This is a genomic window from Paenibacillus lycopersici (genome assembly GCF_010119935.1).
GTDB classification, from domain to species: Bacteria; Bacillota; Bacilli; order Paenibacillales; family Paenibacillaceae; genus Paenibacillus_Z; species Paenibacillus_Z lycopersici.
The window spans coordinates 2,787,819-2,813,426 of sequence record NZ_CP048209.1 but is presented as its reverse complement, the minus strand read 5'-3'; the positions used below and the strand labels follow the sequence as shown (position 1 = coordinate 2,813,426).

Genomic DNA, 25,608 nt, shown 5'->3' with positions numbered 1-25,608 from the left:
AAAAAAGCCTGCTCCGAAAATCAGAGCAGGCCTTTTTCTCTCATCAGCGGGAATAACAGCAGCAGCTTCCGTACAGCCTCCATCTGCCACGTGCCGGCGCCCATTGCGGTATCCCCCAACTCGAGGACGCGTTCCGCGATTCCGGCGGCGGTCACGTCGCCCTGGTAATTGATCGACGGCAGCAGCGGCGCGAGCCACAGCAGCTTCATCTCCGCGGACGCACCCCATTTCAGATCCGTCAGCTTGCCTCCCAGGTCCTTGATTCGCTCGACCACCGCGAAGGCTTCAGCGTATTTGCTCGCATCATCCATCATATAATGCACGCGCTCTTCGTAATGGTCCAGGTCCATGTTCTCCGCTATCGCAAGCTCGCTATACGTGCGCGCCCATGGGAAAGCCGGCCCCGGGCAGAACGGCTTACGAATCGGGTCAACCTGGAAGTGTCCTATGACAGTTTGCGGCCCAAAGATGATACGATATCTCCAATTTCTTTCGACTTCACTTTGTATATATTTATCCAACCAAACGCTCGCCCAGAATTGTGGTTCTGTTAATGTTCCATCTCCACCATTACTACCATATCCTTCATGCTCCTTCGAAATACAATACAAATTCGGATTGACGCCCATCTGCCGGATGATTGGCGCCGTCGCACGAGGAATAGCATCCGCCGTCAGGCCCTGCGTCCAAGCCGCATTCTCCAAGCGTACGTACTGATGGATTGTCCCGTCGCGACCAATGCCGAAATGTGAAGACGCCTCAGCGGCCGGGTTGCGGAACCAGTTGTCCATGCTACTGAGCGTGCCAGCCGAGATATGATTGACGATAACGATCGGCGTATATGTCTTCCCGTTCCGTACCCGGCTGCCGTAATTGGGCACTTTGTCGCCCAGCCATGTCATGTTGATCATGTCGATTCCCCCTAGTGCGTCTGCCGGGCGTCCGCGCCCTCCTGCTCCGCTTGCTTGGCGTCCTTCGTGCCTTCCGTGTAGTTGTATCCCGTCACCGCCGCCGTGATCGTTATGATCAGCTCATTGCTGAGGTTGAGCTTCAGCAGCTCGTCGGCGACGATCAGGCCGAACGCGATGGCCGTGAAAATGAATTTCCGGCTGTTGACGCTGAAGCCCGTCGGCAGGCCGTTCGCGCCACGCACGACCGTCACGTATTCATGCGCCTTGAAATACCCGAGCAGCAGGATCGCCGCCGCCAAAATGTTGGCTGGGTCGATCTCCACCCCGAAATACCGCGACACCGCCGCAGCCAGCGCGCCGCCAATTACCGTCAATGAGTCCGCTTTAAGCCATTTCTTCATCTGTTTTTTCCTCCGATTCGATATAGTTGAGTGCGTGATAGACTGGCTGTTTCGGCCGGCTGCATCGCGGGCAGGCGATCGTCCCAGCCAAGAATAAGTAAAGAACGTTCTGAGAGCGCGCAGAAAGCCGCTCGATGTCGGCGAGGTAACTGCATTTTGCGGGCATACCGCTTCCACCCCTAACGCGGCCAAGGCGCGCCGCTGATTTTCCATGATGATGAGTTGATTCGCGATGTATGGCTTGATGTCGCTGTCGTCTTCCAGCAGCCAGGGCAGCAGGCGCCGCAGCGCACGCTTCACCTTCCGCTGTTTGAGCAGCACGTACACCGCCGTTCCAAGCGCGCTTAACGAGAGCCCGTTCTTCCAGACCGCGTGCGCCATTTCAAGAACCAAGTCGTACATCTGCGCTTCACCCCCGGCCGCGCCGCCGGCGCCCCGGATACAGGAACGGGCCCCGGAAGCAGCAACGCCTGTGCCGTCCGGGGCCCGCATACGCCGGCGATCTGCCGGAGCATGTCGTCGGAGAAATCTGACTCGGAATATTCGCTTTCGTCCATTTCCAGCATGTTCGGCTCCTTCCGAAAAAAGGAAAATGAGCCCCCGTCATGGGGACTCATTCATGTAATCGGCATCCGTTTGCGTTTCGTAGTAGTCTTGCCCGCGGCCGCCGTGGCCGCTGCTCATGAAGTATAGGTTCAACAGGATGATAATAATGACAATGAGGACGGTGCCTGCTCGTTGGCTCATTCTCCGCCTACCTTCCAAGCGCTTTTTTCGCTGCTGCATTCATTCTAGCATCGAGCGCATCCAACTGCGAGCGTTTGGCGTCCGATTTCAGCTTTTTATCTTGCAGAATGGCCTTGTACCGCTTCTGCAAAGCCGCAATCTCCTTCTGATAGGGTTTCATTTGATAGAATTCCTTCTGATCTTTGAATGGCTGTTCGTTGAATTCGGCCGACTCCTTCTTCTTGCTGAGCTTCTCCCATTTGTCATAGAAGTCGTCCCGCACTTGGCCTCCGCCCGCCGTACTGGCGAAGAAAGAGCGCAACACCGGCTGCTCGCTCCATTCTTTTGCCGGCAGCGGCGTCGTCTTCCGCCCCGTGGCCGCCTTAATTCCCGCGTCCGCTAGGTCGACGCCGTAACCACCGAGCCCGGCCGTGTACCCCTGAATCGTGTTATCAATGACTCGCGGGCTCGCGAAGTTTGAATTGCCCACGCCGATCGTGTCCAGGAACTTGCCGATATCCTTCGCTACTTCGCTCGTATAGACGCCGTACTGGTCCTTCTTCTCGAACCGTTGCTCACCCTGCGGCACGATCGGCGCGTCGCGGAAGAATGAATAGTTTGTGATGCCTTCCAGCAGCGGCGCAAGCGCGGTGAACATCATTGGCGGCGTGAACGATTGCAATGTCGCCCGCCCATAATCGTCGAAGGCCTGCTTGTCGTTGTCATGCAGCCAGTCCAACATGCGCTCCGTCGACGTTGCGAACAGCATGCCCGTCTCGAACGGCTTCGGGATCCGGACGAATCTTCCCGTGCCTGGGATGCCGAGGATGAGAAAGTTGTCCTTCTGGTACTGAGGGATGTTCTTGTACGTTTCTCGCTCTTCATCAGACAAACGATACCGGTTCCAGAAGTACGCCGCCGCGGCCGGCAGAACCATCGTCGTAAATGCGCGTGTCATGAACGAGGCCGGATTTTCCTTGAACGAGCGAACCATCTTGTCCGTGCCTTGGATGGATGCATTCAAGAAGGCGACTGCGCGGTTAGCTTGTCGGATTGAGCTACCTGCTCGGTTGAAGTCCATCAGGTCTCGAGCTTGATAGGCCGCTTCATCCCAGTCTCCAGTTTTTTTGAACACACGATTTGCTTTCCCTACTTTTGTACTGAGCTCCGAAATTTCCGCACCATGCCTCAACATACCGATCGTTTTCTGCGCTGGCCGATACAACGACAACCACTTCGCCAGCTCGGCTGGACTCGTAACGACGTTCATGGCCTTGTCTTTCATACTCCGTCGGAACACCATTTCCATTGCTTCGCGGTTCGCATCGCGGTCGAGCGCCATCATGGTGGACATGGCGCCGCCGGAGCTCATGAACTTGTCGAACACGTCCGACTTACCCACAACATGAAACAGGCCTTTGAAGAAGTCGATCGGGTTAAACCCGTACTTCGAGCTGTTGATGATCGCGCTCGCCACGTCGCGGAAGGCGTTCCGAACAATGAATTCCGGCGTCAGCGTCGCCCCGCCGCGTAGCATACCGGCAGCGCCACCGAGGAATTTGATAACCGCATTCGTCGATTCGCGATCTAGTGACAGGAGGGCGCTATACAAGTCCGGATCTCGAATCTTATATGCCTGCTTCTTGCCGTCCTGATAAACATCGACGATATGTTCCTTCGCCGATTTCTGCCCAGGTACCGCCTCCACCCATGCGCCCGCGCCTTCCACCTTCGCCAGTTCCGCGAGATTCAGGCCAACTTTGTTCTGAGCCACTGCATCCATAGCGCGGAAGGTGTTCTGAATCATCGACTCCAGCGGATTGATGATTGTCCGATCCGAACCTTCTTCGCTCATTTTGCGAATCGGAGTCGTGATATTGGCGAATGCCTTCGCCCCTCCAAGCGCTCCTCCCTTAAAGCCCGCCAGCTCATCATCATCGAAATGCCGGAGGAATGGGACATAGTTCGGATACTTCTGGCGCATCTCCCGAACGGACTGCCGCGAGACGATGCCGGCCTGCTGGAGGATGTCCAGCAGCGCGTTGTTGTACTTCATGATCTGTCGATGGACTTTCTGCACCGTCGGATCGGCGTCCCAACGGTTCAGCACTTCGGCCATCTCGTCCGGCGTGAACGGCGTCTCCTTCCCCATGCGTCGCAAGTCTACCGCATGCTTCACAGCTAAGTACGTCGATAGGTCTTTCTCGCTCATGCCGATCTTCTCGAGCGGTCGGACAATGCTTCGCAAACCATTGCTCAGCTTTCGACCATTATCATCGTAGATGCCACTTGTTACCGCCAGTTTCGCCCTCTCTGCGACGCCGCGGCTCAGACGGGCCATCTTGTAGATCGACTTCTTACCTTGCGCGATTGTCCCCGTCAATGCTTTCTCAAACATCGCGAGGGGATGAAGATCATCCACCATTGTCGTGTAGAAGCGATTCCAGTTGAATTTCTTCTTCTTCCCGCCGCTCTCAAAATCAAGCTTTCCCTGCGCGCGGTTATAATCGCCCTGTTCCAACCACGTCTTCACGTCCCGCTGAACGGCTTGAATGCCCGCCTGCAGCTTGGACGGCAGCTCGGATTCCAGGAACGCCGAAAACCTCGGGGCGAGCTGCCGCGCCTGTGCAGGCTCGGAGAGAAGTGTGCGGAAATACTCCGCAATCCCCTCATCGAACCATTGATTCTGCGGATATTGCTTGTAGTCGTGGACGTTCTGCGTGTCCATCATCTGCGTGAGCTCGCTCTCTAGCGAAGGATCGCTCTTCAAGCTAAACTTCTTCGTAAAATGATGACCTGCTTCGTGAGATAACGTTTCATATTCGCCTTGAGTCCCAGTGCGGATAACCTCGGGATGCACCTTATAGATGCCGGCGACCTGAGACTTCGGCACACCCATGCGCCCAGTATCGATCGTCAAACCGAGATTTTTGCGGAAGCTACTCGTGAGTGCTGTCTGTGAGATCGTCTTCGCAGAATTTCCCGCCGCCTGTCCGCCGCTCGACTGCGACTTGCGCCCGAACAGCGCCTGTGTGTCCGATGGTGGCTCCGGCGGCGCCGCGGTGACAGCGGATTCGCGCGCCCCGAAGCTCGTTTCCCTGACGCCGGCAGCCGCCCGGCCTTGAACACCATCGGGCAGCTCTGCCGGCCCGTTGTTCATCTTCTGAATGCGTTCGGCTGCCTCCGACCGGGCGCTCATTGCCTCAGCCATTGCCTGATAGTCCTTCGGTTCCATCGAAGCCGCTGGATTAGCTGAATATTTTGCGTCGATCTCCTGCAGGATGCGCTCGGCATCATGATATTGACGAACGAGGCCCTCTACATCACTTGACGCATTCGGCTCTGCCAGCGCTTCCGTAGGAGGAGCGGCTTCCTTATACTCCAACTTCGGCCGGGCCGGCACTGTGACAGGCGCGTCGACTGTTCCAAGCACGCCTTGCGGTGCCATTCGATCCGACGCGGACTTGACCGGCAGCGGAACGCCGGCCGCCTGGCGGGAAGTTTGGTAATTTCGAGCACGTCGAACCAGATCCGGGTCAATCGGTTTCCCCGTTGGGTAGGCAAGCTGGATCAGCTCGTCTAGGCTCGGGGCATCTCTGCCGGCCATCGATGCCCAAAGATTATCCAGATCCTGATCCTCGCGGCCGGGAGTGAATCGGCCTTCATCCTGTAAGCGCTGCGCGTGGGCGATCAAGTCTTCGAATTGCTCTCGGAACGGATTTGCCTTGCGCGTGACGCGGGCCGTGGTCGATGCATCATTACGCGGAGCCGGCAACCCGAGCGGCTCTGGCGTGTAGGGAGTGACGATTGGCTCTGTTCCTGGGGGGAGTTGCCCCCTCGCCTTAGCCGCATCCTCCCGACCAAGCGGTAATGCAAGAATCTCCTGAACTTTCTGTTCAGGCTCGTCGATACCGGCACGCTTAAATCGTGTGTGAAGTACTTTCCCAAGTCGCCCAAGCCCAGTCCCCGCCGCCTCGAACGCCGCGCCGCCCAGTCCGCCCAGTGCCGCAGCCTCCGCTAAATCTCGAGCAGAGGTCCGCCCCGTCGCCGCTGTATTTGCCACGTTCTGTGCTGCGCCCTCGACGGCGTTGCCGGCCAGCCGCTGTACGAACGGATTCGCACTCGGCGCAAATCGCTGAAGCGCGCCAGTAGCGATACGATCAGCCCCTGTAGCGACGCTCTGCTCCAGCGCAGCAGGGTTAACCGCGCCGCCGGCGAATTGACCGGCGATGTTCGCCGCTCGACCGAGTAGACCGCTGGTAGACGGAGCCGTTTCCGCCTCCACGCCCAATGTCTTCGCTGCGCCCTGCTGGAAGTCAGCAAGCCCGGGGATGTTCGCCTGAACGACGTCCAGCCCATGGCCAATGAATTCCAATGGTTTGCGGATGAAGCCAGGCGCGCCCGCAAGCTGCTTGTCTCGTGCCGCCGCCTCCTGCTCGTAGAACTGTTGCTTGGCCGATGCCGGCGCAGGAACAGGGGCGTTCCGCTGAAAGTCCTGAATCGCTTCGAAGCTACCTGGTCTGGCATCCGGCTTGGCCTGCATGAAGTCAGGCGTCGTATGCCGCTCCTGAAAGCTCTCAATCGCGTTCGGCACGTTGAGCATGGACGTGCGCGGATCGCCGCTGAAGGATGACGGCAAGGGATCAGGCGGACCGATGTATTTCAATACGGGTCGTGAAGGAACGGTCGTTCCGCCGCTGTCGTCTCCCCCGTAAACGCGAGAAAGGACACGCTCACGCGCATCCTGTCCCCGTTTTTTATGATCATCATCTTCTCCCCGATATTTCAATACCGGTCGTTGTGCCATGTCTTTCACCTCTATCCGAGGATTTCACTTACGTATTTCTGCGTCTCAGCCGGCGCGTGGCTCAACCAGTTCGCGCCATAAACCTTGATGGCCTTATCGACGTTCCCACCGCCCCAGTTGTACGCGGCCAGCGCCTTGGAATAATCGCCATCGTACTTGGCGGCCAGACCAGACAGCATCTTACCCGCCGCGTCCGCCGATTGTCGCGGATCCATAGGATCGATGCCGTATCCCTTGGCCGTCGCCGGCATGAACTGGAACATGCCAGCCGCGCCACTCTTACTGTTCTTTGCTGATGGATTGAAACTGCTCTCCTTGTTTGCAACGGCTGCCAGCAAGCCATCCGGAAGCCCATATTTGCTATTGCTCGCCGACAGCATCTCCTGATAACGAAGCGGTACTGATACGTTCGCGGGGGAACCGTTCCCGCCTGACGGCCCCCCTGAATTAAAAGCCACGGGGTATTTACTCTTCAGATTCGCGATTTCCTGGGCAGTGTAACCCGCCTTCGAGAGCATCGTGACCGTATCTGCCCCCGGAGCAACGCCGGAGGTATTCCATGCGTCGATGAACGCTTTCTCTCGGGCTGTAGGATCGGAAATTGTGCCGTATACCGGTTTGCCCGACACCGGATCTGTACCAACCACCTTCTGCAGTGACTGGGCAAGGATATTACCTGCCACGTCTCCAGAAACCGCCTTCGCCTGATCGGCCGTTCCGCTGAGCTGCGCGTCAAGCGATGCCCATTGACGGTCGTTGTCGTCCTGGCTGAGCGCTAGCTGCGCCTTGCGATACGCCTCATCGTTATTAAGCTGCAACTGCTGCAATCCGTAATTCAAGCCATACTGCCGCACGTCCTCATCAAACTTCTGTTGCCATTGCTTATCCGAGATCGTGTCGCGCGCCTTCTGATACTTGAATTGTTCCTGTTGCATATTTTGATTGTACTGCTGGTTCTGCCCGGCCATCGTCTGGGAGCCGGAGTTTGCATTATTAACCAGACTGCCCCAATTCTGCGACGGGCCGGCGCCCAGGTTGCCTGTTTGATTGACGATGTCCATATAGGCGCCCCAATTGGCATTCTTGTTGGCAAGCGCTTGTTGCTGGCCGGCAAGTGTTTGCTGCCCGTTATACGTGCCCATCAGATCCGCCAGCGACATCTGCTGGTTAAACGCTTGGTTCTGCGACGCGAGTGTCTGCTGACCATTGAGATAGCCCAGCAGATTTGCCGTATCGACCTGTTTCCCCCAGTCTTGGGCTTGACCGGCGAGCGTGCGCTGCCCATTAATCGTTCCGAGCAGATTGGCGAGATCCGTCTGCTGTTGCCAGCTGAACTGATCCTGCGCGAACTGCTGATTGATGTCGTCGCGATAACGGCCGTATTTCGCCTGATCGACGTTGAACGATTGCTGATCGCCGTACTTAAGCAGATCGAGCAGCGCCGCCGCCTTGTCGGAACCGAGCTGCTGAATAAGCGCGAGTTCGTTCGCCGCCTCGTTGTTTTGCAGCAGAGAACGCTTCTGCGAGATGTCCTGCAGCGCATTAGCCTGCGTCTGGTTAATGTCGTTAATAGCTCCCAACCGGGAAGCACCTTGTGCCGTCTGCAGCGTCAGATTCTGGCCGTCGCCGCCCAACCCCATGTTCGCCATCATCTCTCGAAGCGCCTGCGAATTTTGCATGTTCGTTACGTCCGCGGCGTTGCGGTTTGTGTAAGCGGACTGGTTCGCCTGTGTCTCCTGAGCGTTGTACCCTTGCATCGCCGTCGCTAATGCATCCCGAAGCTTCTGGAGCTGAGCCGCCTGCGCTTGATCGTACTGCGAATTAAGCTGTGCCTGCATCGCTGCCATGTCAGGACCGTTGTACGTGGATTGATAGCCTGGCGTCGCGGCTGGAGCTGCTGGAGCTGCTGGAGCTGCTGGAGTTGTCGGCGTTGGTGATGGCTTCTGCGTCGTCGCTGCAGGCGGTGCTACTTGTGTTGTAGGTGCATTAATATTACTTGATGGCGAAGTTTGGTTGGCGACAGAGGCGCTCGACGGCTGCTGCGCTGGCGCGTTTTTGCTATTAATGTAGTTCATCAATTGCTGCGCGCTCATGTTCCGGACTGCCGCTGCTTCGGCTGGATCAAGCTTGTCATAGTAACCAGCTGCGTTTTGTGTTGCCCACGCTTTATTTCCGGCGTCGTACTGCTGCTTACTGTACAAGATTTCATTAAGCGGATTGCCTGTCCCGCCATAATTATTAGAAGCTGCCTGAACCTGCGCCACATACGCCGGAGTGCCTCCAGCTGCAGCGATCGCTTGGTTGGCCTGCTGAGTGGTCTGAGGCTTATTCAGCCCCGTCACAGGGTCGCTTGCAAGACCAGAATTCAACATCGCCTTCGACGAAGCGGAAGTCAAACTGTTAATTATGGCCGCCTGCTGTTCGGCGGTTAATGTATTTGACGTGGTCGCTGGCGTTGAAGCAGGCTTCGGAGCAGTTGGAGTTGCCGGAACCGGAGCCGGAGTTGGAGCAGGCGTAGGAGTCGGTGCAGGTGCTGGTGTCGCATATGACGGCAAAGGCTGACCCGTCGCTTTCCGCGCATCGATCTGCGCCTGCTGCAGTTTGTTCAGCCCCGTCACCGGGTCTTTCGTAAGTAAGCTCGCCATAAGCATCTCCTTCTGAATGCAACAAAAAAGACGCCCATTAAGAGCGTCCCGTTGCTAGATTTTATTCAATTCGTTCTGAAGTATACTGGAACGTTTGGCGAAATTTGAAAACGTGGCGATGATAGCTATCTTCCGTTTCATAGTCTCCTCCTACTACATTTCTGCATCCGCGGCCCAACGGTTTGCTGAGTTATCTGTATCATACGGACTCCAGTTCAGCACAGCATTGACTATAGGTTTTGCAAAGTTCGAAGGGGCGCTGATACGAAGTTCAACTTCGTGACAACTCGTGCATGTGTTTAGCGGTGCAAGTAATTCTGCGTTGCACTTTGAACACTTCATAGAATCACCTCAGTAGTAGGATAACCCCATACTAGCACAATTTGTAAAGTTTTACGATTCAATTTGCGGTGTCCCCACGATCACTTCCGCCTGTTCGACCGTAATCCATTTCGGGGCGTAGCTGATGACTTTGGCGGCATCAATCTTACGCATGATCCACTGGGTTAAGATGAAATCGTACATCAGCTCATCGCCTCCATGATCGCAAGCAGTGCTTGTTCGGTTGCGGCAAGCCGCTCTTCTGCGGTCGGTGGATCGGGCGGCCGCGCTGCCCATTCAGCATCAAGCTCTTCCTGCGTACGCTCGACGCGTTGGCCGTTCGTCCGGCGGTAAAGAAATTGCCCTCGCCCGTTTGTGAGCACGGGGTTATAATGCCGTTCCGCGTCTTCGGCAACGAGAGTATCGGTCTCCAATGGCTGAACGAAGGCATCAGAAAAGCCGAGGATAATCACCCCGGCTTCGTTGGTTCTTTCATAGTGGTTCGCCATGACGATCCCCCTTTACAATTCTGCATCCGCGGTCCAATGGAACCGCTGGAAGTTATTCGCCGTGAAATTGCCTGCGGCTCCACCTACGGAGAACGAAGATTCTACTGCCGTCGTAGTTACAACTCGATCCGCTACAAACGTCCCACTTGAAGTGATTTCTGTCGAGGATCCCACCGCCCCATTTTGAGTGCTATAGATCGTCATTGTCGGCTGTACTCGCTTGTTAACCCGAAATCCGACATCATTTCGCGAAAGCAGGAACGATGACAACGATGTGGATTGCACGCATCCGTTACTGACTGCGGTTCCCGGCACTGTTCCATACGCATAGCTTTTTTCGTAATACCGCAAGCACAACGCCAGTTCATCGGCGATATTGCGCGCTTGGAATGGCAGTGCTGCACTCCCTTCGTTCAATGACACTTGGGCAATGTCGATCACGTCACCCGTTTGTGGGTTTAAGCAGCGGACTTCAAAGGATAAATAACTGTTATCGCCCACCGTCTTCCCTGCAATACTTGGTATCGTAGAGGTGATGGTGATCGGCGTCCATACATTTGCGGCCAGCGTTTCTGCCTGCCCTGTCGTTACTGATACTTGCGTACTTCCGGCACTCCCGAAGTTTTGGATAAAGATGTCCCTTCGTACGTTGAGTCCAGCTCGATTCGATCTGATCCAAAACGTATGCGTCACTTTTTTTCCCGCAAATGTTCGGACGTCTTCAATTCGCTGCGAAATACCTACTCGTGTACCTGTGCCTGCATTTGTTACCGTAATTCGCAGGCAGTAATTCGGTTCATTCGGAACTTCCGTCTGTCCAGGAGCAAAGGAACGGCGCGTAACATCTGCCGTCAATGTTCCATCGTACTGAATCGACCATCGGTCTGCTGAAAATCCGTTCAAACTCGTGAAGCTCGTACCCCTTTGCCAAATGTTAAAATTGCCATTAATTATCGCTTGGCGACTTAACCCCATTGTCGGGCCGGCAGTTAACGCCAAATTGTTATTGATGTAATCTCGCATTTGGTCAAGCAAACTCTGCATTGAATCTCGAAATGCATCTTCACTTGTCGGCGTTGTTGGAAAACTCGTTTTATTACGGTAACCGTCTGGCGGCGTAAATGTTAAAGGCATCGAATCCCTCCCCTACTTCACCTTTTTCACAACCATGTATTGAATAACCAAGCTCATCAAAGACAAGTTCTGATTCAAATTGCCATTGCTGAACTCAATTTGGAAGTACACGACCTTCTTCATTTTCGGTTTGATCCGCTCCGGCGGCGGGTACTCATTGACTGCCCACGTCCACGTCGCCCAGGTAGCCGTGTTCCAACGAAACGAATTTACATTCACATCCTCGCTGTCAGCCTTTTCTCCCTTTTCCGTGATGTACTTGATGTTAACGGTCGAATAGCCGCCTGCCTTGGATGTAAACCAAGCCTTTTTAATTGTCTTAAGCCAATCGGGCAAACCGAAGCTGAAGCGCTTCGTCTGCCACACGGCCGGGATCGGCTGCCCGAAGTCGTTGTAATTTGGCTGAAAGGTTACGACTCTGCCTGTTGTTCGGTCGCCATAATAGAGCGCGCGGTCATCTTGAATCCAGCAGCTCGCTTTAATATTGGTCTGCGGAAACCACGACAGCCGATCCTCGTCCGCCGCCACATCGCCGGTATCTGCGAATGGAGAAAGCCGATAATCCCACACGAAAGCCTGATTGCCGACGCACAGCCAGTACCGGCCGTCAAAGTCAACGCTGGAAGCCGCCTGCAGGTCGGAAACGCTCAGATCGAGCAGGCCCGGACGCGTCGGCGCGCCGTTAATGTTGCCGCTGATTGGGCGCACGTCTCGCTCGTCCTTTACCTGCGTGGACAGAAGGATGAACAATCCCAAGTCCGAATTCCCAAACACGATGTTATTGTCGATGATCTGCACGCTTCCCGGCATGTCGCAGCCGACGGCGCTATTGATCGGATACAGCGGGAACGAAGCGCCGATCTGACTCGCGCCCCAGAAGCCCTGCGTAACAGGGTTCGTGTAGGTCGTGAAATACAGGCTTCGTTCTTTCAGATAAACGAGCTTGTCGTAATGCTTCGCGCAGGCGACGAGCCGTTCCGAGGCGCTGCCGACGTCCGAGAATTCATTCTCCGGCCAGTATGTCGGATCCATCAGCCCGCTGCGAATAGCGCGGTTCGGATAGCTCGGATTCCCCCACAGAAAGACGCGCGTGTCGTTGTCGCCGCCGTAATCGATTGCGTAGCGGCAATTTTTGACCTTGGCTTCGTTACCCGCCGTCGTCTTCGCCGCCGTGACGATGACGTTGTTCGGCGCGCCAGTCGCGATGATACCGGTCGGCGACGTGCCGGCAGCGAAATCCACGTATGCATACGGCGTCGCCGTGCGGTTGACGGTGAAATGCGTGCCCTCCGTCTTCGCCGCACCGTTTACCATGACCGTAACAGCAGCCGCGTCTAAGCCGGTGAACGGGAAGTAGAATTTCGTCGCCGCGCCGTCCGCGCTGAAGCTTATCTTGAACGATGGCGTCAGCAGGTTGGCCTGTTCGTATGGCGTGCCGCTGCCGGTCGGCGTCGTGGAGATCAGAAGCGTCGGCACATATGGCGTCACCGCAGCCGCCGTCAGCGTGTCGCTGATCACGACGAAATTCGTACCATTGATATAATAGAGGAGCCCGCCGAACGCGAAGAATGACCCCTTCGCATTGGCGAGCCCGCTCATGATGGAGACCGGCGCCGACGTGCCGGACTGCGTATAAATGGCCGTGCCCCAGGCGAAGACCTTCACGCCCTGATACAGCCGTTCATAAGCACCGTTGATGCCGCCGCCGCCGAGGGACGACGCGTACACGTAGGCCTGCCCGTCGCGCTTATTAAGGATGGATCCGCGATCAATCGCGAACATATTGACCATGTACGGCGACTGGTTGTCGCGCACTTGTGTCGGGTCCTTCTTATAATTGACCCCGCCAGACATGAGCAGGTTCGCGTCGGCTCCTAAGCGCAGCTCCGGCGGGTCTGGCATGCGCGGCGGATGTTGGATGGCGATGCTCATCGCTCGATCACCTCTCTACGCGGAAAATCGTATATTCGCTCGACATTGCCATCGGTGCGCTGTCGATCCCATCGTTAAACAGGCCGAGGAATGTCGAAGCCTTCTCGCGGCTTTCGTTGTCCGGCTCGAGCGACAACACGTAGAAGTCGGCGTAATAGCAGAAAATCATATGATCGATCTGCCGCTCCGTGATCAGCGGCGAGCCGTTCAGGTTCGCGATCAGCAGCCGCGGCGGCAGATACGAATATTCGACCGTCACCGCTGCGCCCGAATCGTAATCCGAGCAGACGATCGTCGCCTGGTTGCGCTCGATCCAGTCAATTGGCTCACCGCTGGCGTCGTAGACGTTCCAGACTTTGACCACGGGCTGCGCGAGCGACGAAACGGTGAACGAACGCTTGTCGTCCAGCGTCATCGTCTCCTGCATCGTCAGAAAGTGCTTATCCCTCGCCGCCTTCTGATAGGCGTAATTCAGCCCGGCCACGATCTTATTGGCCGTCACCAGCTCGTCCCCGACGTACACGCCGCCGCTCTTGGGCAACTCCTCGTCTATATCCACCGCACACTGCTGGATCATCTCGTCAAGCGTCAAATTACGTCACCTCCGAACGTAAAAAGGGCAGGACATCGAATGCCCTGCCCCGTAAATGAGTGCGGTATACTATTCGGCCGCCGCTGCCTGCGGTGCCGGCGCGGACTCGCCGCCCTTGACTTCAATAATCGCGTTACCGAAGAGGCGATGCGCGCGGATGAAGTCGACTTCCTTCTTGCTGTTCGTCTCGTATTCGCCATGCTCGAACCGGATGTTCTGTCCCGGTACAGGAACGAGGATACCGTCCACGATGCTGTTTCTCGCCGGGACCATACAGAGCACCTGGTTAGGACAGCGGGAAGAGAATTTAGCCATGTTAATCCTCCTATCGATTTACTTATAGAGTACTTTGTGCAAATCGTTAATCCAAGAAACCGCCTGCCATCAGGTCGGCGAAACTAAACGATCCGTATTCGATGTTATTGGCATTAAAATACTCGCTCACCTTATCAACCAGCATCTGGCAAGTATCCTTCTTTACCGGATACGCATCTCCATCGACGACAATGCTCTGTTGTAGAGCCCACGCTACTGCCTCGGCTGTTTCGGCCGGCATTAATTCGGCACCCCCACGACTTTTATTGTTATTGAACCCGAAGTAGGGGCGACGGATGCGGAGAGTCTCAATGCCAACGACTCGAAAGCTCTGTCTAAACAAGGCAACGCGGTATTAAGTAGGTAGTAAATGCTGCCTTTGGGAACAGTTGTTTGTGCCCCAGCCCATGCTGTGCCGTTCCATTGATAAATGTTTTGAGGTGCTCCCAAATCAATCTTTTGGAGTGTCACCGAAACGTCTTGATCCATGGAATTGAACGCCCATATTTGGAATCTTTGGAACGCTGACAGGTCAAGATTAGGGCGATAGTTATTTGTGTCTCGAATCGCAAAGGCATTCTCATAAAACTGAACGCCTAGCTGAATGTTTCTGCTCATCAAGTCAACAGGCTGCGGATCCCTTGCCATCTGTTCCACCCTTTCAGAAGGCGGCCGAAGCCGCCCTGCATCAGCTCGCTACGCCAGTCAATACGGCGTGCGTATCCGGCAGCCGGACTTCAACGCCGGCCTCGGTGATGTACTGATCGACGCGGGAGTCCGAATCGTTCGCCTGGATGTTGGTTTCGAGTTTTGTGTCACGGCCGGCCAGCGGACGGTGCTTAACGTTCGCTGGATCGAGGATGACGCCATAGCCACCGTACACCGCGCCTTCCAAGATGTGCTGGTAGTTCATGATGCTGTATTTCCCGAATGGCGTGACGTACTCGAAGATCTCGAGGCCGAAGCTCTTGGCCTCCTGGTTGATTTGCAGCTTGTTCATCGCCCAGCCGTTGATAACAGAGAGCAGGCGGGCGGATGCGAGCATGATCTTGTTCTTCGAGCCGTATTTGAACACGACCTCGGAAATGTTGTTGTCGAACTCCGTCTGCGTCAGCTGGCCGCCGGCGTCGTAGTTGTTCTTCGTGAGGAACGACAGCAGACCGCCCGTCGTGCGCATAGGCTTCGAACCGGTCGTATCAAGTTTCCGTTCGCCGTACATGTAAGCCCGCGCGATGTCGATCTTGTGCTGCACGCCAGCTTTTGCTTGTTGGTAGGACAGGTCCTTCCCGCCGTACATCTTTGTTGCATTCTCGGTACCTGTCACGCCGAATGGCGTTTTGAAGATTTGTGTGAGGTTGAACTTCGGCACCTCTTGCGTCGACTTGAGTTCTCGAGTGCCGGAGCCCTCTTGGTTGGCGTTGCCGATGATGATGAGCGGATCATTGTCCACGAGCGCCGCGGCCGCCGTCAGGCCGTATCCGCGAATCACTGTCAGCGTCTGCGTGCCGGTATTGATCGCCGTCACGAGCATTACTTCGGCGGTACGCGGCACCTTCACGACGTCGTTCACCGAAAAGTAATTCGCATTGTCGACGACCAGCGCCGTGATACCGGAAGCATATCCGGCGCCGGCATTGATGGCGTCCCAGCGCGGAAGCAGATCGTCTTCCATCCATTCGAATTTCGGATTATTCGCGACTTCCGTGTTACGTTTCGCGATTTTCATAAAGCTCATGAACGGTTCTGCATTGGGTTGCAGAAGGCCGATCGTGTCGGACATGTCGACGACGATTTTATTTTGGGTGATATTCGCGGTATCGCGAACGCCAGAAACTACTGCCATGAACAATCATCTCCTATGGTTAGCCGAAGAGCCCGCCGCCCTTGCCAGCAGCGAGGATGTTGGCCTTCATCTGCTCGGCCGGGCTGAGGTCTGTCGGCTTTTGTTGTTTGTTGCCTTTCGGCATATTGGCCGCCTGCTTGTTGCGGCGTGTGTTCGCGGCGTCCTCGCGGCCGGCGCGCTTGCCTTGCTCGTATGCTTTGGAGGTGGAAGAGCCAAACGCTTCCTGCGCCGCCATGCGGAGAATACGTTCCGTCGGCTGCTGCATTAACTGCGGGTTGCCGAGCTCATTTGCGATCTCCGACACCTTTTCCCACACCTGCTTCATGCCTTCCTCAGTACGAGCAGCCGGGTAGGCCTTCGCGACGGCTTCGAAGTTGCGGCCGAGCGTCTCATTGTTGCGCTGCTCGAGGATCGGGGCGATTTCACCTTGCGTAGTGAAGCGAATCATTTGCAGCATCGTGCCGAACGGGTCGCTCTTGAATGAGTCCCAGAAGATTGCATTCGGATCCTGATGCTGGCCCGCAGGCTGCTGCTGCGTTGGCGCCTGCTGTTGCCCGCCCTGTCCGCCGCCCTGGCGCTGCTTGGTGAACTCGCGCTGCAGGTTCGTATACGCCTTAGCCAGGTCGTCCTGCGTCTTGAACTTACCGAGAATCAGGCCATCGCCTTGTCCGCTTTGCGGGGGCTCATCGTCGCCATCTTCCGGCTGTTCGTCATCGCCTTCATCGTCGAAGTCGGCGTCATTGTCATCCTGATCGTCGAATTCGGGATCGTCGCTTCCGGTCTGTCCGGCCGCCGCTGCATCGTCTTGTCCGGAATCGTCCGGGGACTCCAGCGGGGTTATCGTCTCATCACCGAAAATGCTCATTGGGTATTGCTCCTCTCAATGCGTGGAATATAAAAAAGGCTCCCGAAGGAGCCGATCCACCGAAGTGGGTTGCGGGCGCGGAGTCTCGCCGGGCCCGCGTGTTTACTGCTCTTCACCATCGCGAATCGTTTGATCTATAAATAAAAGCACCGCCTCCAAGGCTTCGGCCCCGGCGCGGTGCTGTAAAACGGATTCCCAGTCCTTGCACGTCATCAACTGCTCGCGGTGGTCGGCGGCGCGCTCAAGGATGTGCTGCTCAATGAGCTGCCAGCCTGCCATTTCCTGCACGAAGCGTAGCGCCTGAGCGCGTTCCTGCTCTGCGGCCATCGCTTACACCCCCGCGCCCTGCATCTGCATGCCCTGTTCCTGCATCGCGGCCGTGTTCGCGCCGCTCGCTCCCGGCGGGGCGGCGGCGTCCGGCGGAACACCACCCGGCGGCGCTGGCTGCCCGGGCGGCGGCATGAAGGCGGACAACACCTGCGCGACGTTCGGCGGCAACGATTGAATGAAGCGCTGAATCGTCTGCTGCTCCATCACGCCCGCGACTTGCGCGTCCGACGGAAGCAAATCTTCCGTATCTTGAATGTCGAAGCTTTCGAAGACTTTCTCCAACAGGTTCCGGCGCTTGTCCGGGAACTGCTGATAGAACGGATCCTTCGATGCGATGCCGTACAGCTCGACCATTCGCTGCTTGTACGCTTCCTTGTTCGCGATCGGCTCGACCGACGAGCCCGCCGGCGTCAGGTAGAATTCGCCCTGAATTTCCTCCGGACTGATCTCCGGCCATTCCGACTCGTCCTTGTCAAACAGCGGCAGAAGACGTATATCGTCGACGTACTGCTGATCGAGCTGAACCATCTTGCGCGTGATCGCGACGAGCAACGTCTTCTCGAGCGCCGAAATGACCATCTTAAAGCGCGTCGAAGCATTGTTGTCCTTGCTCATGGTCGTCGTGGCTGTTTCGCTCGCTCTGCTGCTGCCCATCACGACGTCCTGCGCGCCCGTCGCGTCCTGCGCGTCCTTTTTGATGGTCTGTTCCTCGTTAAACGATCCGCCAAGGTTGTTGTCCGGCGCCGGAAGCACGTCGAGATCGTCCATCTTGTCCAACTCGACATATCCGCCCTGCTTCCAACGAAGCTGCTGCTTCGGAATGTTCGCGCCGCGGCGTACCTTGAACATGCGCCGCATGCTGTACGAACGGTAATCGATGCGCTGGTTGCGCTCGGCATTCAGCTCCATCTGCAGGTCATAGACCATTTCGATGATGCCGATGCCGTAGAAGTTGCCCGGATCCGTACAGTAAACAGCGCGATCATACGGCTTCTTGCGGTGCCAGAACGGGTTTTCCGCGTCCTTGGCGAGGTACGCCCGGTTGATGATCACGACGCTACGGTCGTCCTCCCAGTAAAAATGCACCTCGTAGAGGTCGTCGTCCGCGCTCTGATCTATGTTCGCGTCATCCACGCTCGGCATGCCGATAGCGGTCATGCGGTAATTGCGTGCCTCGTTCGACGCGCTCAGCTTCGGGACCTTCTTCCAGTCCACCTTCATATCGTCGTCGTTCTCGGTCATGCCGTCGATGTCTGCCTTTGACAGGTAGCAGACGTGGCCGGCGAATCGCGCGTCATCAATGTCCGAAGCGTTCGGGTCCACAAAAAACAGGCCCAAGTCCAAGAACTTGACCTCTGGATCGTCATATTCCGGCACCGTCTCCTCGATCTGCACCCAGTCCGTGACCGGCGTCATGCCGTCGTCGTCCATGAGCGGAACCGGCGCCCCCGTCTCCGGGTCCATCTCGTCACTCATGACTGGCTGCTGTTCCCGGCGGATGCGCGTCCGCTCCGTGTACTTCCATCCCGTATACGCGACGGTCGTGCCGTACAGGCCGCAGATTTTCAAGCCGTCCGTGAACAAGTCGCGAATGTCCATAGGCACGTTCATCTGATAGTCGATGAGCGTCTCCATCTTCTTGGCCGCGATCTCCCACGGCTTGACCATCTTGTTCAGCCGAAAGTCCATGACACTGGTCGGCACGCCGCGCATGCGGATGTACGGCCGCGCCGCAAACAGTGTCTCGACAAGGCGCGGAAGGATCGTCTCCAGCATCGTAAAGGCCATCGGAATGCTGATGTTCGATCGGTCCGTGATCGGCTTACCCTTTTCGTCCCGCAACTGGTCGACCATGTTGCGGTAAATCTTGTAGTATCGCGTCCACTTGTCGCGGTACGTGCGGTCGCGGTAATTCTCCGCGGCTTCAATGCGCGTCATATACCAGCTCGCCGTTCGCTTCTTCTTTGTCGCTGCTGCTGCCATACGCCCTCCTTAATATCCGGTGCTCCCAAAGGCCACCTCGTAATCGACATCCTCGTATTCCTCCGGCTCGAGCACCATCGACTGTTGCCCGCGCGCCTGGTGCGCAATGGCGAGCGCCATGATCAGGTCGTCGTGCTTGCCCGGCAGCGCCTCCGGTCGGCCGTTGTCGTTGCGCACGAAGGACAGCATCTCCTGCAGCGTGGCGATGTCGTTGATGAGCTGGATGGACTCGCGCACGACGGTGACCAGTTCCGCAATGATGACCGGCCGCGTCACCTTGGTCGTCCTAAAGCCGTACTTCGGCTGCTCCGACTCGTTGATGTCGTCCAACTGCTCACGCCAGTATTGCCGGTGATAGCCCAAACGGTCGAGCTCCTTGACCGGATGCAGGTCGAAGTTGACCTCGATCGCCGTCAGCGCAATGTTGTAATACTTGCCCAGGCAGTACATCTGCTTCGCGTACAAATCCGTGTCGCTGTGCCCGTGCCAGACCGCCACCTGCTCGCCGGTGATGTTATCGAGCACTTGGCCCGCGCTGTAGTCCTTGCCACCCTCCGCTGTGTCGCCGCCGATGACGTACGGCCGGCGCGGCTCCGGCGCCACATAGATGGTCACGATGCCGTTCGGATCCGGAAGGAAGCGAATGCTGCTGTCGACAATCATCTGCCCGGTGTACGTGTACACGAAGTTGCCGCGCACGACCGGATCTCCGTGCTCGGCCCGCTGCTTGTACCGCTCCTGCAGTAGCTCGATGCGAGCCATGACCTTCTTCGCATCGAATACCGGAGTGCCGGTCATGAGGAAGGCTTCCATATCGTTCGCCGGGTACTCCTGCGCGAATCGTTCCTCGGCGCTCATATCGGCTGACGACGGCATGCTCGCGATCTTCCAACGGCGCCACTTGACTTGCTCAGGTGTCAGCTTGTACTTCTCAACGAGCTCCCGTTCGTCAGCTGTGTATTCCAGCATCTCCCCCTCGTTCAGCGGGAGCTGGTAATCCGGATGCTGGAACCAGGCGTAGAAGTGCGGCGTCCACGTATTATCGCCCTTCTTGGCGCCCTCGTACGTCTGATGGTAGTAGTTGCCGACGCCATTTGCAGTGCTCTCGATGACGATCTCACCGTCGATCGGCACAGCTTCGAGCAGACCGGTCATGAGCTCCTCAGGATTCGGCCAGAAAGCTACCTCGGAGCAGAGCAGATAGTTGATCGTCTGCCCGCGACCGAACTTGTCCGCGCCGGCGGTACCGACGTAGATCCGTGAGTTGTTGCCGGCGAAGAAGAATTCCTTGCGGTTGCCGTACTTCGGCTTGTTTTTGCCGTTGTTCAGCTGCTCCTTCTTCGCTTCCGGCAGCCGTTCGTACATGAGCTGCACTATCTGGAATATCTTCTGTGTCGAATCGCTGTCATGAGCTACTATGGCAGCAGTGACGTTCTCCTCGTTTATGACGCACTCAAAAAACCTCGCAACAGTTAAGGTGGAAAACCCTAACTGGCGAGGTTTGAGGATGATGTCGCGCTTCGTCTTCTCCATCCAGTAGAGCGCCTGAATCGGATTGAACAGCAACGGCACGACTTGCTTGGTCTTATTACGGATGAACAGGCGCTCCTGGATGTACGATTTCGGCTCCCGCACCCATCGCACCGTCTGCTTGACCTTGGCCTGCTCTTTGATGCGGTTATGGATGTTGGCGAGCAGCATCGCCCTCCACTCCGATCGTTCCTCTCTGCTTCAAAATCCGCTTCAAAAGCTCGTTGTATTCTTCAACCCATTCTGGCGGGATTCTGTTACCGGCGCATACAAATCGATTAATGCTTTCCTGCAAATCGCTAAACCGCCGTTCCTCCCATACAAAACGCGGTACGACACCGAGCATTGGACGAATCAAAAGCCCCACCTCCAATAATAGAATAGTGCCCCTATCAGCAACCAAATCGGCAAGGAGAGCAGACCTGCGATCACGGCGCCGACGATGGCGTTCGAGTCTTCATCGGTCGCTTCCTCTCAACCTCTCCAGTTCGTTCAAGGCGCGTGCAATCAACATGTCATCATCGTCAATCCGCGCTGGAATCGTCATTTGGAATTCACCCTTAGCGAGCCTAGAGAGAGCATCGCGACAGAAAGCGAGGTCAACTGGCTCTTTACATCGTTCTTGGAACTCTTCATGATTCATCCCTCATCCATCCCCCTCATTGACTGCTGCTGCTCCACGATACGCTGCATGCGCGGATTGCTCGCGATCTCGGCTTCGGCGATCTCGTAAGCCTCCATATTGACGCGCCGGAAGATGTCCATGAACAAGGCCAGGTACTCTTGAATCAGCGAGAATTCGAATGCCTTCTCGCGCAGGCTGGCCATGAACTGACTGTTCGCTCGGATCTCCCGGTTCAGCGCGGCCATGTTTCCGATGTTACGCCGCAGCTCCAAGGTGAACCCGATGCCCCAATGATCCAGCTTCGCAGTGTCGATGCCGTCCTCGCGCAACGAATCACTCAAGCGCCGCATGCGCGCCTCGAACAGGTCTGGGAGCTCCGCGATCCAGTCAAAGCGAGCTGCGAGCGTCGACGTCGTCTTGTACTGGAGCTCGATCAGGTCGATATCGCGGTCCACCAAGCGCTGCACACGCTCGCGATCCGCCTTGACGGCAAGTGCCACTTTCTCCGGCGGCGCCTGGTCGGACGCGGGAATGCCGGGAATGATGCCCTCGGTATACTCCAGGTAGCGCCGCACCGCCATGTTGCTGATCGGTTTCTTCGCTTCAAGGGTGCAGGCTTCGGCAATCTGCTGCGGGTTCATTCCTTCCCGCATACAAGCGGCCACGATGCTCTGCAACCCCAATTGTTCAATCTTCAGCGGCTTAGCCATGGCATCGCCCTCTTAACGTTAAAATTTCACGATATGGCTTTATAACGTGATCGGATTGGGCTCGTTTTAAAGTCCGTATTTTCTAAAACCCTGTAATACCAACGGTTTAAGGCTTAACGTTATAACGTTAAAACTTTCACTATATGGCTATTTGTACGACAAAAAACGCACATATTTGCATTACATTGTTCCGAGCGGGAACAAAAAAGAACCTCCGCCTTATACAAGGAAGAGGTTCGTCAGTTTCGCATATTCAATTTTCTCCCGCGACCTTTCGATGTAGACTTGCACCGTGCTCCTCCCCAGGTGCAATTCCCGTCCAATGTCCTCATAGGACATTCCGTCCACCACATGAAGCATGAAACATTGCCGCTCGCGGTCCGTCAAGTCCCGCATGGCCTCCTCGATGCGGAAGCGCTCATCGGCCGTCAAGTCCCGGGAAGATGAATCGCGCTCGATCACGTAGCGCGCGTTCGGAGACGCATACCGATCGATCCAGTCCGGGTCCCAGCTGCTGATACGCATAGGCCGCTCGACACCGCGGACGCTGCCGGGCCGGCGGCCGGTCTCCATCCACTCGATCGCGTAATCGCAGTCGCCGATCATCTCGGCAATCAGGCTGCGCTGGGCCTTGTCCTGCGTACGCGCATGCAGCGCCCTGACCATCTTGCGGGATCGACGGTAATTGTCCGGCGTCGCCTGCCCCATCTGCATGATCGTCACGCCTCCGCTGTGGTGGTACAGTTGTCCGATTGCCATCTCGATCATCTCCTTCGCTTGATGTGCCGAAGAGCGCCCGGGGAGGCGCCCTGTCGGTTTGGTTATGGATTAGGCCGTTTGTCGTTGCTCCAGAACTGCGACTCGTGCTTCCAGCGCTGCCAATCGGTCAGCAACGCCTTCTGCCTTGCCCTCCATCGCTCCATCAGTGGACTGTCCCTGTACGGTGGCGAGCGTTGCCACTTCCGCGGGAAATCGTTCTTCCGGCTCCGCAGCCACTTCAGGCGCTTCCTCCGGTTGCTGTGGCGATGTAGGCGGCGGCACCTGTACCGGCGTGATTCCGCGACGTTCAAGCATCCGATTAAGCTGCTCTACCTTCTCGCGCTTAACACGATCGGCGCGATCGGTATCCGATTCCGGCTTGAGCGTCGATGTAAGCACGAGACCGCCTGTGCCGTTGCTTACGCCCTGTCGGCCACGGTATGTACGCAGCATGCCTTCCAGCTCATTGATCTGGCTGTTCAGGCTTCCTACCTGCGTCCGTAGCCGGTCTCGTTCTGCCTCAGCTTCTTCCTTTTGTTGAACGGCGTTGTCGCGCTTCGAGAGCGCGTCTTTCAAATCATCCTGCGCCCGGAGCACCGCGGACTCTGCCGTCATAGCCCGGTTGGTCAGCGTCTCCTTGTCGGCTTCCAACTGGTTGACCATTGTCGCGCTGACCGCGAGCTGTTGTTCGAGATCCTGCAGCTTTGCACGATACTGATCGGATTGCTCGGCCATCTCGTCGTTATGAACCGAGAACGCGTATTCCTTGACTTGCCGAATCAGGTTTGCAATCTCGTCGTTCGCGCCGGTCACGCCCCAGCGAGCGTCGTAATCCTCCGGCAGTTGGATGTCCGCGACCTCTTCGGCCTGGCGCTGTAGTCGGTCTGCATCCGAAAGCTGGTCCTTGATTTGCTGCTGCTCGTTCTCGATGACCGTGATCTGAAATTTGTCATCGGAATTGTCCGGGTTAAGCGCCGCCTTTTGTGCCTCAAGCGCGTCGTAACGCGCCTGCAGTTCCTGCGTTGCGTTGTCGTCCATGGTATTGCTCCTCTCGTAGTATCGGGCGGGCCGCGTCCACCTGAACAGGTTTTGAATCCTTAAACATGTGTAGGAGACCGACTGCTCGGCCGACTGTATCAACCAAGATGCCATAATCACCATTCAGCTCCCATGAACAATTTTCAAATCGATGTTTGGGCATGCGCGACCCTCCGATGTATAATGATTTTGTCGTAATGCTGGGCCGCCTCTAGGTGGCTCTCTTTTTGTTCATCCGATTCATCGATCTTCTTCCGGCTTCTGAGCGTTAATTGCTTGCCGAGCGCCTGTAATTCCCGGCCCGTCAGACACTCGCGGTTGCAGTACCCATCAATGCGGCTGAATGCGGTCTTATATTGCTGGTTCATCGCGTCCCGTGTCGGGCAGACCGCGCAGCGCTGATCAAGTAGAGCGCCGATCCGCGTGATCGCTTCCGTTCGTTTCATGTCGTTCGTTTCCCCTTCCGCCGGATCGGATACCGGCCTTTTGGCGTTTCCTTCAGCGGCTCGTCCGATCTGCGCTTCATGTCTGCGTGACGCTCGCACATGGTCTCCGTGACCAGTGCATCGCCGCAGTAGATGCAAACGCCGTCTGCCTTACGTTTCGCTCGCAGCCTCCGCATGCTGTTCGCTTCGTTCATTCGCTTCCAACTCCTCAATGCGTGCTGTTTGCATCGCCACAATCTCGGCCATTTGCAAGTATTTATCCTGAAGCTCGGCAATGCGCGCTTGTGCGGCTTCGTATTGGGCGATCCAGTATCGAGACATGGCAGTATCAGCCGAGTATCGCCAGTCCCTCTCACACATTGCTTTATCCTTGGCGAGATCACGCATGTTCCGTTCCTCCGATCTTGGCGAGGCACTCGCGGGCGCGCTGGCCGCAGTCTGACTCATAATAAGTCGGTTCATAGACCGGGTATTCAAGCCGTATTGGTTCTGCGCTTGAATCAATCGAATGGACGTCTTCGTTCGCATACCACTTCACACATTCCAGCAGCGCCGCATTGTCGGCTTTTAAGCGCTCGATTTCCCCGGCGTAGTTACAGGAGCGTTGGTAGTTTTCATCGTTCAATGTTAAAAGTCGGCGTTTGTCTTCTTTCAGCCGCTCGATTTCCTGCCGGAGCGCGTCGTTGTCGTCTATCAATTGCTCATGCGCATCTTCTAGCGGAGAATACATCTCACAATAAAAACACCATTCGTTCAAGTGACATACGCATACGCTGCTCATTTCAGCACCTCCGGCGGCAAGGATAAGACGGCATTGCATAGGGCGAGTGGGGCGGTACGATCCTGCTCGTAAGACTCTACATCTTCGTTCTCATTCCACAAGTCAGCACTCCAATCGTTATCATTGTACTCATTGAATTTAAGCGTCAGCTTGAACCCCTTCCCTTGCAGCCATTCCACCAGTAGGCGCATGGCGTTCCAGTCGGAAGAATAATACGGGATGTCCTTCCATTCCACGAATCCACTTCTTTTTACATTGACCATACTTTTACCAGGTCCCGATTTCGGCCATTCAAAGCCGGTTAAGTCTTCGCCCATCAACTCCGCGATCTGGCGATCGATTTGCCTATCGCTCATGTTCAACCACTCCTAAGTTCCTCGATATTCAAACGGTGTTCGAGAAAAC

The 25,608-nt window shown here is 56.4% G+C and carries 26 protein-coding genes; all 26 read right to left on the bottom strand.

Translation table 11 applies throughout. The features are described 5' to 3' along the window. Positions 1 to 20: 20 nt before the first annotated feature. The 26 genes from GXP70_RS12500 to GXP70_RS12380 all read right to left on the bottom strand — a co-directional run bounded on the left by GXP70_RS12500 (position 21) and on the right by GXP70_RS12380 (position 25,559). Positions 21 to 911, bottom strand: a complete 891-nt coding sequence (locus tag GXP70_RS12500; protein ID WP_162357077.1) for an N-acetylmuramoyl-L-alanine amidase — start codon at positions 909 to 911, stop codon at positions 21 to 23. An 11-nt stretch (positions 912 to 922) separates the two neighbouring features. Continuing rightward, the gene (locus GXP70_RS12495) at positions 923 to 1,714 is read right to left on the bottom strand and encodes a hypothetical protein (RefSeq protein ID WP_162357075.1); all 792 of its coding nucleotides are present in this window, start codon (positions 1,712 to 1,714) and stop codon (positions 923 to 925) included. 201 nt (positions 1,715 to 1,915) lie between these two features. Continuing rightward, positions 1,916 to 2,059 carry a hypothetical protein gene (locus GXP70_RS12490; RefSeq protein ID WP_162357073.1) on the bottom strand — a complete coding sequence of 48 codons (144 nt, stop codon included), beginning with the start codon at positions 2,057 to 2,059 and terminating at the stop codon, positions 1,916 to 1,918. A gap of 7 nt (positions 2,060 to 2,066) precedes the next feature. Further along, the gene (locus tag GXP70_RS12485) at positions 2,067 to 6,845 is read right to left on the bottom strand and encodes an LPD38 domain-containing protein (protein ID WP_162357072.1); all 4,779 of its coding nucleotides are present in this window, start codon (positions 6,843 to 6,845) and stop codon (positions 2,067 to 2,069) included. A gap of 11 nt (positions 6,846 to 6,856) precedes the next feature. Then, positions 6,857 to 9,490: a lytic transglycosylase domain-containing protein gene (locus tag GXP70_RS29815; protein WP_225442778.1), complete on the bottom strand. Its 2,634-nt coding sequence runs from the start codon at positions 9,488 to 9,490 to the stop codon at positions 6,857 to 6,859. 393 nt (positions 9,491 to 9,883) lie between these two features. Beyond that, complete coding sequence (locus tag GXP70_RS30055; protein WP_263864111.1) at positions 9,884 to 10,015, bottom strand: hypothetical protein; 132 nt, start codon at positions 10,013 to 10,015, stop codon at positions 9,884 to 9,886. Next, positions 10,015 to 10,320, bottom strand: a complete 306-nt coding sequence (locus GXP70_RS12475; protein WP_162357070.1) for a hypothetical protein — start codon at positions 10,318 to 10,320, stop codon at positions 10,015 to 10,017. Before GXP70_RS12475 ends, GXP70_RS30055 begins: the two co-directional genes overlap by 1 nt. A gap of 12 nt (positions 10,321 to 10,332) precedes the next feature. Continuing rightward, positions 10,333 to 11,454 carry a hypothetical protein gene (locus tag GXP70_RS12470; RefSeq protein ID WP_162357068.1) on the bottom strand — a complete coding sequence of 374 codons (1,122 nt, stop codon included), beginning with the start codon at positions 11,452 to 11,454 and terminating at the stop codon, positions 10,333 to 10,335. Between the two features lie 12 nt (positions 11,455 to 11,466). Further along, the gene (locus GXP70_RS12465) at positions 11,467 to 13,386 is read right to left on the bottom strand and encodes a hypothetical protein (protein ID WP_162357066.1); all 1,920 of its coding nucleotides are present in this window, start codon (positions 13,384 to 13,386) and stop codon (positions 11,467 to 11,469) included. A gap of 7 nt (positions 13,387 to 13,393) precedes the next feature. Then, complete coding sequence (locus tag GXP70_RS12460; protein ID WP_162357065.1) at positions 13,394 to 13,978, bottom strand: hypothetical protein; 585 nt, start codon at positions 13,976 to 13,978, stop codon at positions 13,394 to 13,396. 69 nt (positions 13,979 to 14,047) lie between these two features. After that, on the bottom strand, positions 14,048 to 14,293 hold the full coding sequence (locus GXP70_RS12455; RefSeq protein ID WP_162357063.1) for a hypothetical protein: 246 nt from the start codon (positions 14,291 to 14,293) through the stop codon (positions 14,048 to 14,050). A gap of 46 nt (positions 14,294 to 14,339) precedes the next feature. Further along, positions 14,340 to 14,534, bottom strand: coding sequence for a hypothetical protein (locus GXP70_RS12450; RefSeq protein ID WP_162357061.1), 195 nt, complete (start codon positions 14,532 to 14,534; stop codon positions 14,340 to 14,342). Continuing rightward, positions 14,534 to 14,941, bottom strand: coding sequence for a hypothetical protein (locus GXP70_RS12445; RefSeq protein ID WP_162357059.1), 408 nt, complete (start codon positions 14,939 to 14,941; stop codon positions 14,534 to 14,536). The genes GXP70_RS12450 and GXP70_RS12445 overlap by 1 nt, the downstream gene beginning before the upstream one ends. A 40-nt stretch (positions 14,942 to 14,981) precedes the next feature. Continuing rightward, the gene (locus tag GXP70_RS12440; RefSeq protein WP_162357058.1) at positions 14,982 to 16,073 is read right to left on the bottom strand and encodes an SU10 major capsid protein; all 1,092 of its coding nucleotides are present in this window, start codon (positions 16,071 to 16,073) and stop codon (positions 14,982 to 14,984) included. Positions 16,074 to 16,155: 82 nt separating this feature from the next. Then, positions 16,156 to 17,001, bottom strand: a complete 846-nt coding sequence (locus GXP70_RS12435; RefSeq protein ID WP_162357056.1) for a hypothetical protein — start codon at positions 16,999 to 17,001, stop codon at positions 16,156 to 16,158. Positions 17,002 to 17,103: 102 nt separating this feature from the next. After that, positions 17,104 to 17,328, bottom strand: coding sequence for a hypothetical protein (locus GXP70_RS12430; protein ID WP_162357054.1), 225 nt, complete (start codon positions 17,326 to 17,328; stop codon positions 17,104 to 17,106). Between the two features lie 3 nt (positions 17,329 to 17,331). Beyond that, positions 17,332 to 19,314 (bottom strand): portal protein, encoded by a 1,983-nt coding sequence (locus GXP70_RS12425; RefSeq protein ID WP_162357053.1) that lies wholly within the window; start codon positions 19,312 to 19,314, stop codon positions 17,332 to 17,334. A 9-nt stretch (positions 19,315 to 19,323) separates the two neighbouring features. Next, positions 19,324 to 21,015, bottom strand: coding sequence for a terminase large subunit (locus GXP70_RS12420; protein ID WP_162357051.1), 1,692 nt, complete (start codon positions 21,013 to 21,015; stop codon positions 19,324 to 19,326). Continuing rightward, complete coding sequence (locus GXP70_RS12415) at positions 20,993 to 21,202, bottom strand: hypothetical protein (RefSeq protein ID WP_162357049.1); 210 nt, start codon at positions 21,200 to 21,202, stop codon at positions 20,993 to 20,995. The genes GXP70_RS12420 and GXP70_RS12415 overlap by 23 nt, the downstream gene beginning before the upstream one ends. Positions 21,203 to 21,483: 281 nt before the next feature. After that, the gene (locus GXP70_RS12410; RefSeq protein ID WP_162357048.1) at positions 21,484 to 22,179 is read right to left on the bottom strand and encodes a hypothetical protein; all 696 of its coding nucleotides are present in this window, start codon (positions 22,177 to 22,179) and stop codon (positions 21,484 to 21,486) included. A 219-nt stretch (positions 22,180 to 22,398) separates the two neighbouring features. After that, entirely contained in the window at positions 22,399 to 22,938 is a 540-nt protein-coding gene (locus GXP70_RS12405) for a sigma-70 family RNA polymerase sigma factor (RefSeq protein WP_162357046.1), read from the bottom strand. Between the two features lie 69 nt (positions 22,939 to 23,007). Continuing rightward, on the bottom strand, positions 23,008 to 23,976 hold the full coding sequence (locus GXP70_RS12400) for a hypothetical protein (protein WP_162357044.1): 969 nt from the start codon (positions 23,974 to 23,976) through the stop codon (positions 23,008 to 23,010). Positions 23,977 to 24,119: 143 nt separating this feature from the next. After that, positions 24,120 to 24,422: a zinc-finger domain-containing protein gene (locus GXP70_RS12395; protein ID WP_162357043.1), complete on the bottom strand. Its 303-nt coding sequence runs from the start codon at positions 24,420 to 24,422 to the stop codon at positions 24,120 to 24,122. A 150-nt stretch (positions 24,423 to 24,572) separates the two neighbouring features. Beyond that, on the bottom strand, positions 24,573 to 24,809 hold the full coding sequence (locus tag GXP70_RS12390; RefSeq protein ID WP_162357041.1) for a hypothetical protein: 237 nt from the start codon (positions 24,807 to 24,809) through the stop codon (positions 24,573 to 24,575). Further along, positions 24,802 to 25,203 (bottom strand): hypothetical protein, encoded by a 402-nt coding sequence (locus GXP70_RS12385; protein ID WP_162357040.1) that lies wholly within the window; start codon positions 25,201 to 25,203, stop codon positions 24,802 to 24,804. The genes GXP70_RS12390 and GXP70_RS12385 overlap by 8 nt, the downstream gene beginning before the upstream one ends. Continuing rightward, on the bottom strand, positions 25,200 to 25,559 hold the full coding sequence (locus tag GXP70_RS12380) for a hypothetical protein (RefSeq protein ID WP_162357039.1): 360 nt from the start codon (positions 25,557 to 25,559) through the stop codon (positions 25,200 to 25,202). The genes GXP70_RS12385 and GXP70_RS12380 overlap by 4 nt, the downstream gene beginning before the upstream one ends. Positions 25,560 to 25,608: the final 49 nt, after the last annotated feature.

Excerpts from the sequence above, each read along its gene's own strand:
- GXP70_RS12410 (WP_162357048.1), bottom strand. The coding sequence starts at position 22,179 with ATGGCTAAGCCGCTGAAGATTGAACAATTGGGGTTGCAGAGCATCGTG.
- GXP70_RS12380 (WP_162357039.1), bottom strand. The coding sequence starts at position 25,559 with ATGAGCGATAGGCAAATCGATCGCCAGATCGCGGAGTTGATGGGCGAA.
- GXP70_RS30055 (WP_263864111.1), bottom strand. The coding sequence starts at position 10,015 with ATGTACGATTTCATCTTAACCCAGTGGATCATGCGTAAGATTGATGCC.
- GXP70_RS12390 (WP_162357041.1), bottom strand. The coding sequence starts at position 24,809 with ATGCGTGATCTCGCCAAGGATAAAGCAATGTGTGAGAGGGACTGGCGA.
- GXP70_RS12490 (WP_162357073.1), bottom strand. The coding sequence starts at position 2,059 with ATGAGCCAACGAGCAGGCACCGTCCTCATTGTCATTATTATCATCCTG.
- GXP70_RS12435 (WP_162357056.1), bottom strand. The coding sequence starts at position 17,001 with ATGAGCATTTTCGGTGATGAGACGATAACCCCGCTGGAGTCCCCGGAC.
- GXP70_RS12500 (WP_162357077.1), bottom strand. The coding sequence starts at position 911 with ATGATCAACATGACATGGCTGGGCGACAAAGTGCCCAATTACGGCAGC.
- GXP70_RS12420 (WP_162357051.1), bottom strand. The coding sequence starts at position 21,015 with ATGCTGCTCGCCAACATCCATAACCGCATCAAAGAGCAGGCCAAGGTC.
- GXP70_RS12475 (WP_162357070.1), bottom strand. The coding sequence starts at position 10,320 with ATGGCGAACCACTATGAAAGAACCAACGAAGCCGGGGTGATTATCCTC.
- GXP70_RS29815 (WP_225442778.1), bottom strand. The coding sequence starts at position 9,490 with ATGGCGAGCTTACTTACGAAAGACCCGGTGACGGGGCTGAACAAACTG.
- GXP70_RS12465 (WP_162357066.1), bottom strand. The coding sequence starts at position 13,386 with ATGAGCATCGCCATCCAACATCCGCCGCGCATGCCAGACCCGCCGGAG.
- GXP70_RS12430 (WP_162357054.1), bottom strand. The coding sequence starts at position 17,328 with ATGGCCGCAGAGCAGGAACGCGCTCAGGCGCTACGCTTCGTGCAGGAA.
- GXP70_RS12425 (WP_162357053.1), bottom strand. The coding sequence starts at position 19,314 with ATGGCAGCAGCAGCGACAAAGAAGAAGCGAACGGCGAGCTGGTATATG.
- GXP70_RS12495 (WP_162357075.1), bottom strand. The coding sequence starts at position 1,714 with ATGTACGACTTGGTTCTTGAAATGGCGCACGCGGTCTGGAAGAACGGG.
- GXP70_RS12445 (WP_162357059.1), bottom strand. The coding sequence starts at position 14,941 with ATGGCAAGGGATCCGCAGCCTGTTGACTTGATGAGCAGAAACATTCAG.
- GXP70_RS12470 (WP_162357068.1), bottom strand. The coding sequence starts at position 11,454 with ATGCCTTTAACATTTACGCCGCCAGACGGTTACCGTAATAAAACGAGT.
- GXP70_RS12440 (WP_162357058.1), bottom strand. The coding sequence starts at position 16,073 with ATGTCCGACACGATCGGCCTTCTGCAACCCAATGCAGAACCGTTCATG.
- GXP70_RS12395 (WP_162357043.1), bottom strand. The coding sequence starts at position 24,422 with ATGAAACGAACGGAAGCGATCACGCGGATCGGCGCTCTACTTGATCAG.
- GXP70_RS12450 (WP_162357061.1), bottom strand. The coding sequence starts at position 14,534 with ATGCCGGCCGAAACAGCCGAGGCAGTAGCGTGGGCTCTACAACAGAGC.
- GXP70_RS12485 (WP_162357072.1), bottom strand. The coding sequence starts at position 6,845 with ATGGCACAACGACCGGTATTGAAATATCGGGGAGAAGATGATGATCAT.
- GXP70_RS12405 (WP_162357046.1), bottom strand. The coding sequence starts at position 22,938 with ATGGCAATCGGACAACTGTACCACCACAGCGGAGGCGTGACGATCATG.
- GXP70_RS12400 (WP_162357044.1), bottom strand. The coding sequence starts at position 23,976 with ATGGACGACAACGCAACGCAGGAACTGCAGGCGCGTTACGACGCGCTT.
- GXP70_RS12455 (WP_162357063.1), bottom strand. The coding sequence starts at position 14,293 with ATGGCTAAATTCTCTTCCCGCTGTCCTAACCAGGTGCTCTGTATGGTC.
- GXP70_RS12385 (WP_162357040.1), bottom strand. The coding sequence starts at position 25,203 with ATGAGCAGCGTATGCGTATGTCACTTGAACGAATGGTGTTTTTATTGT.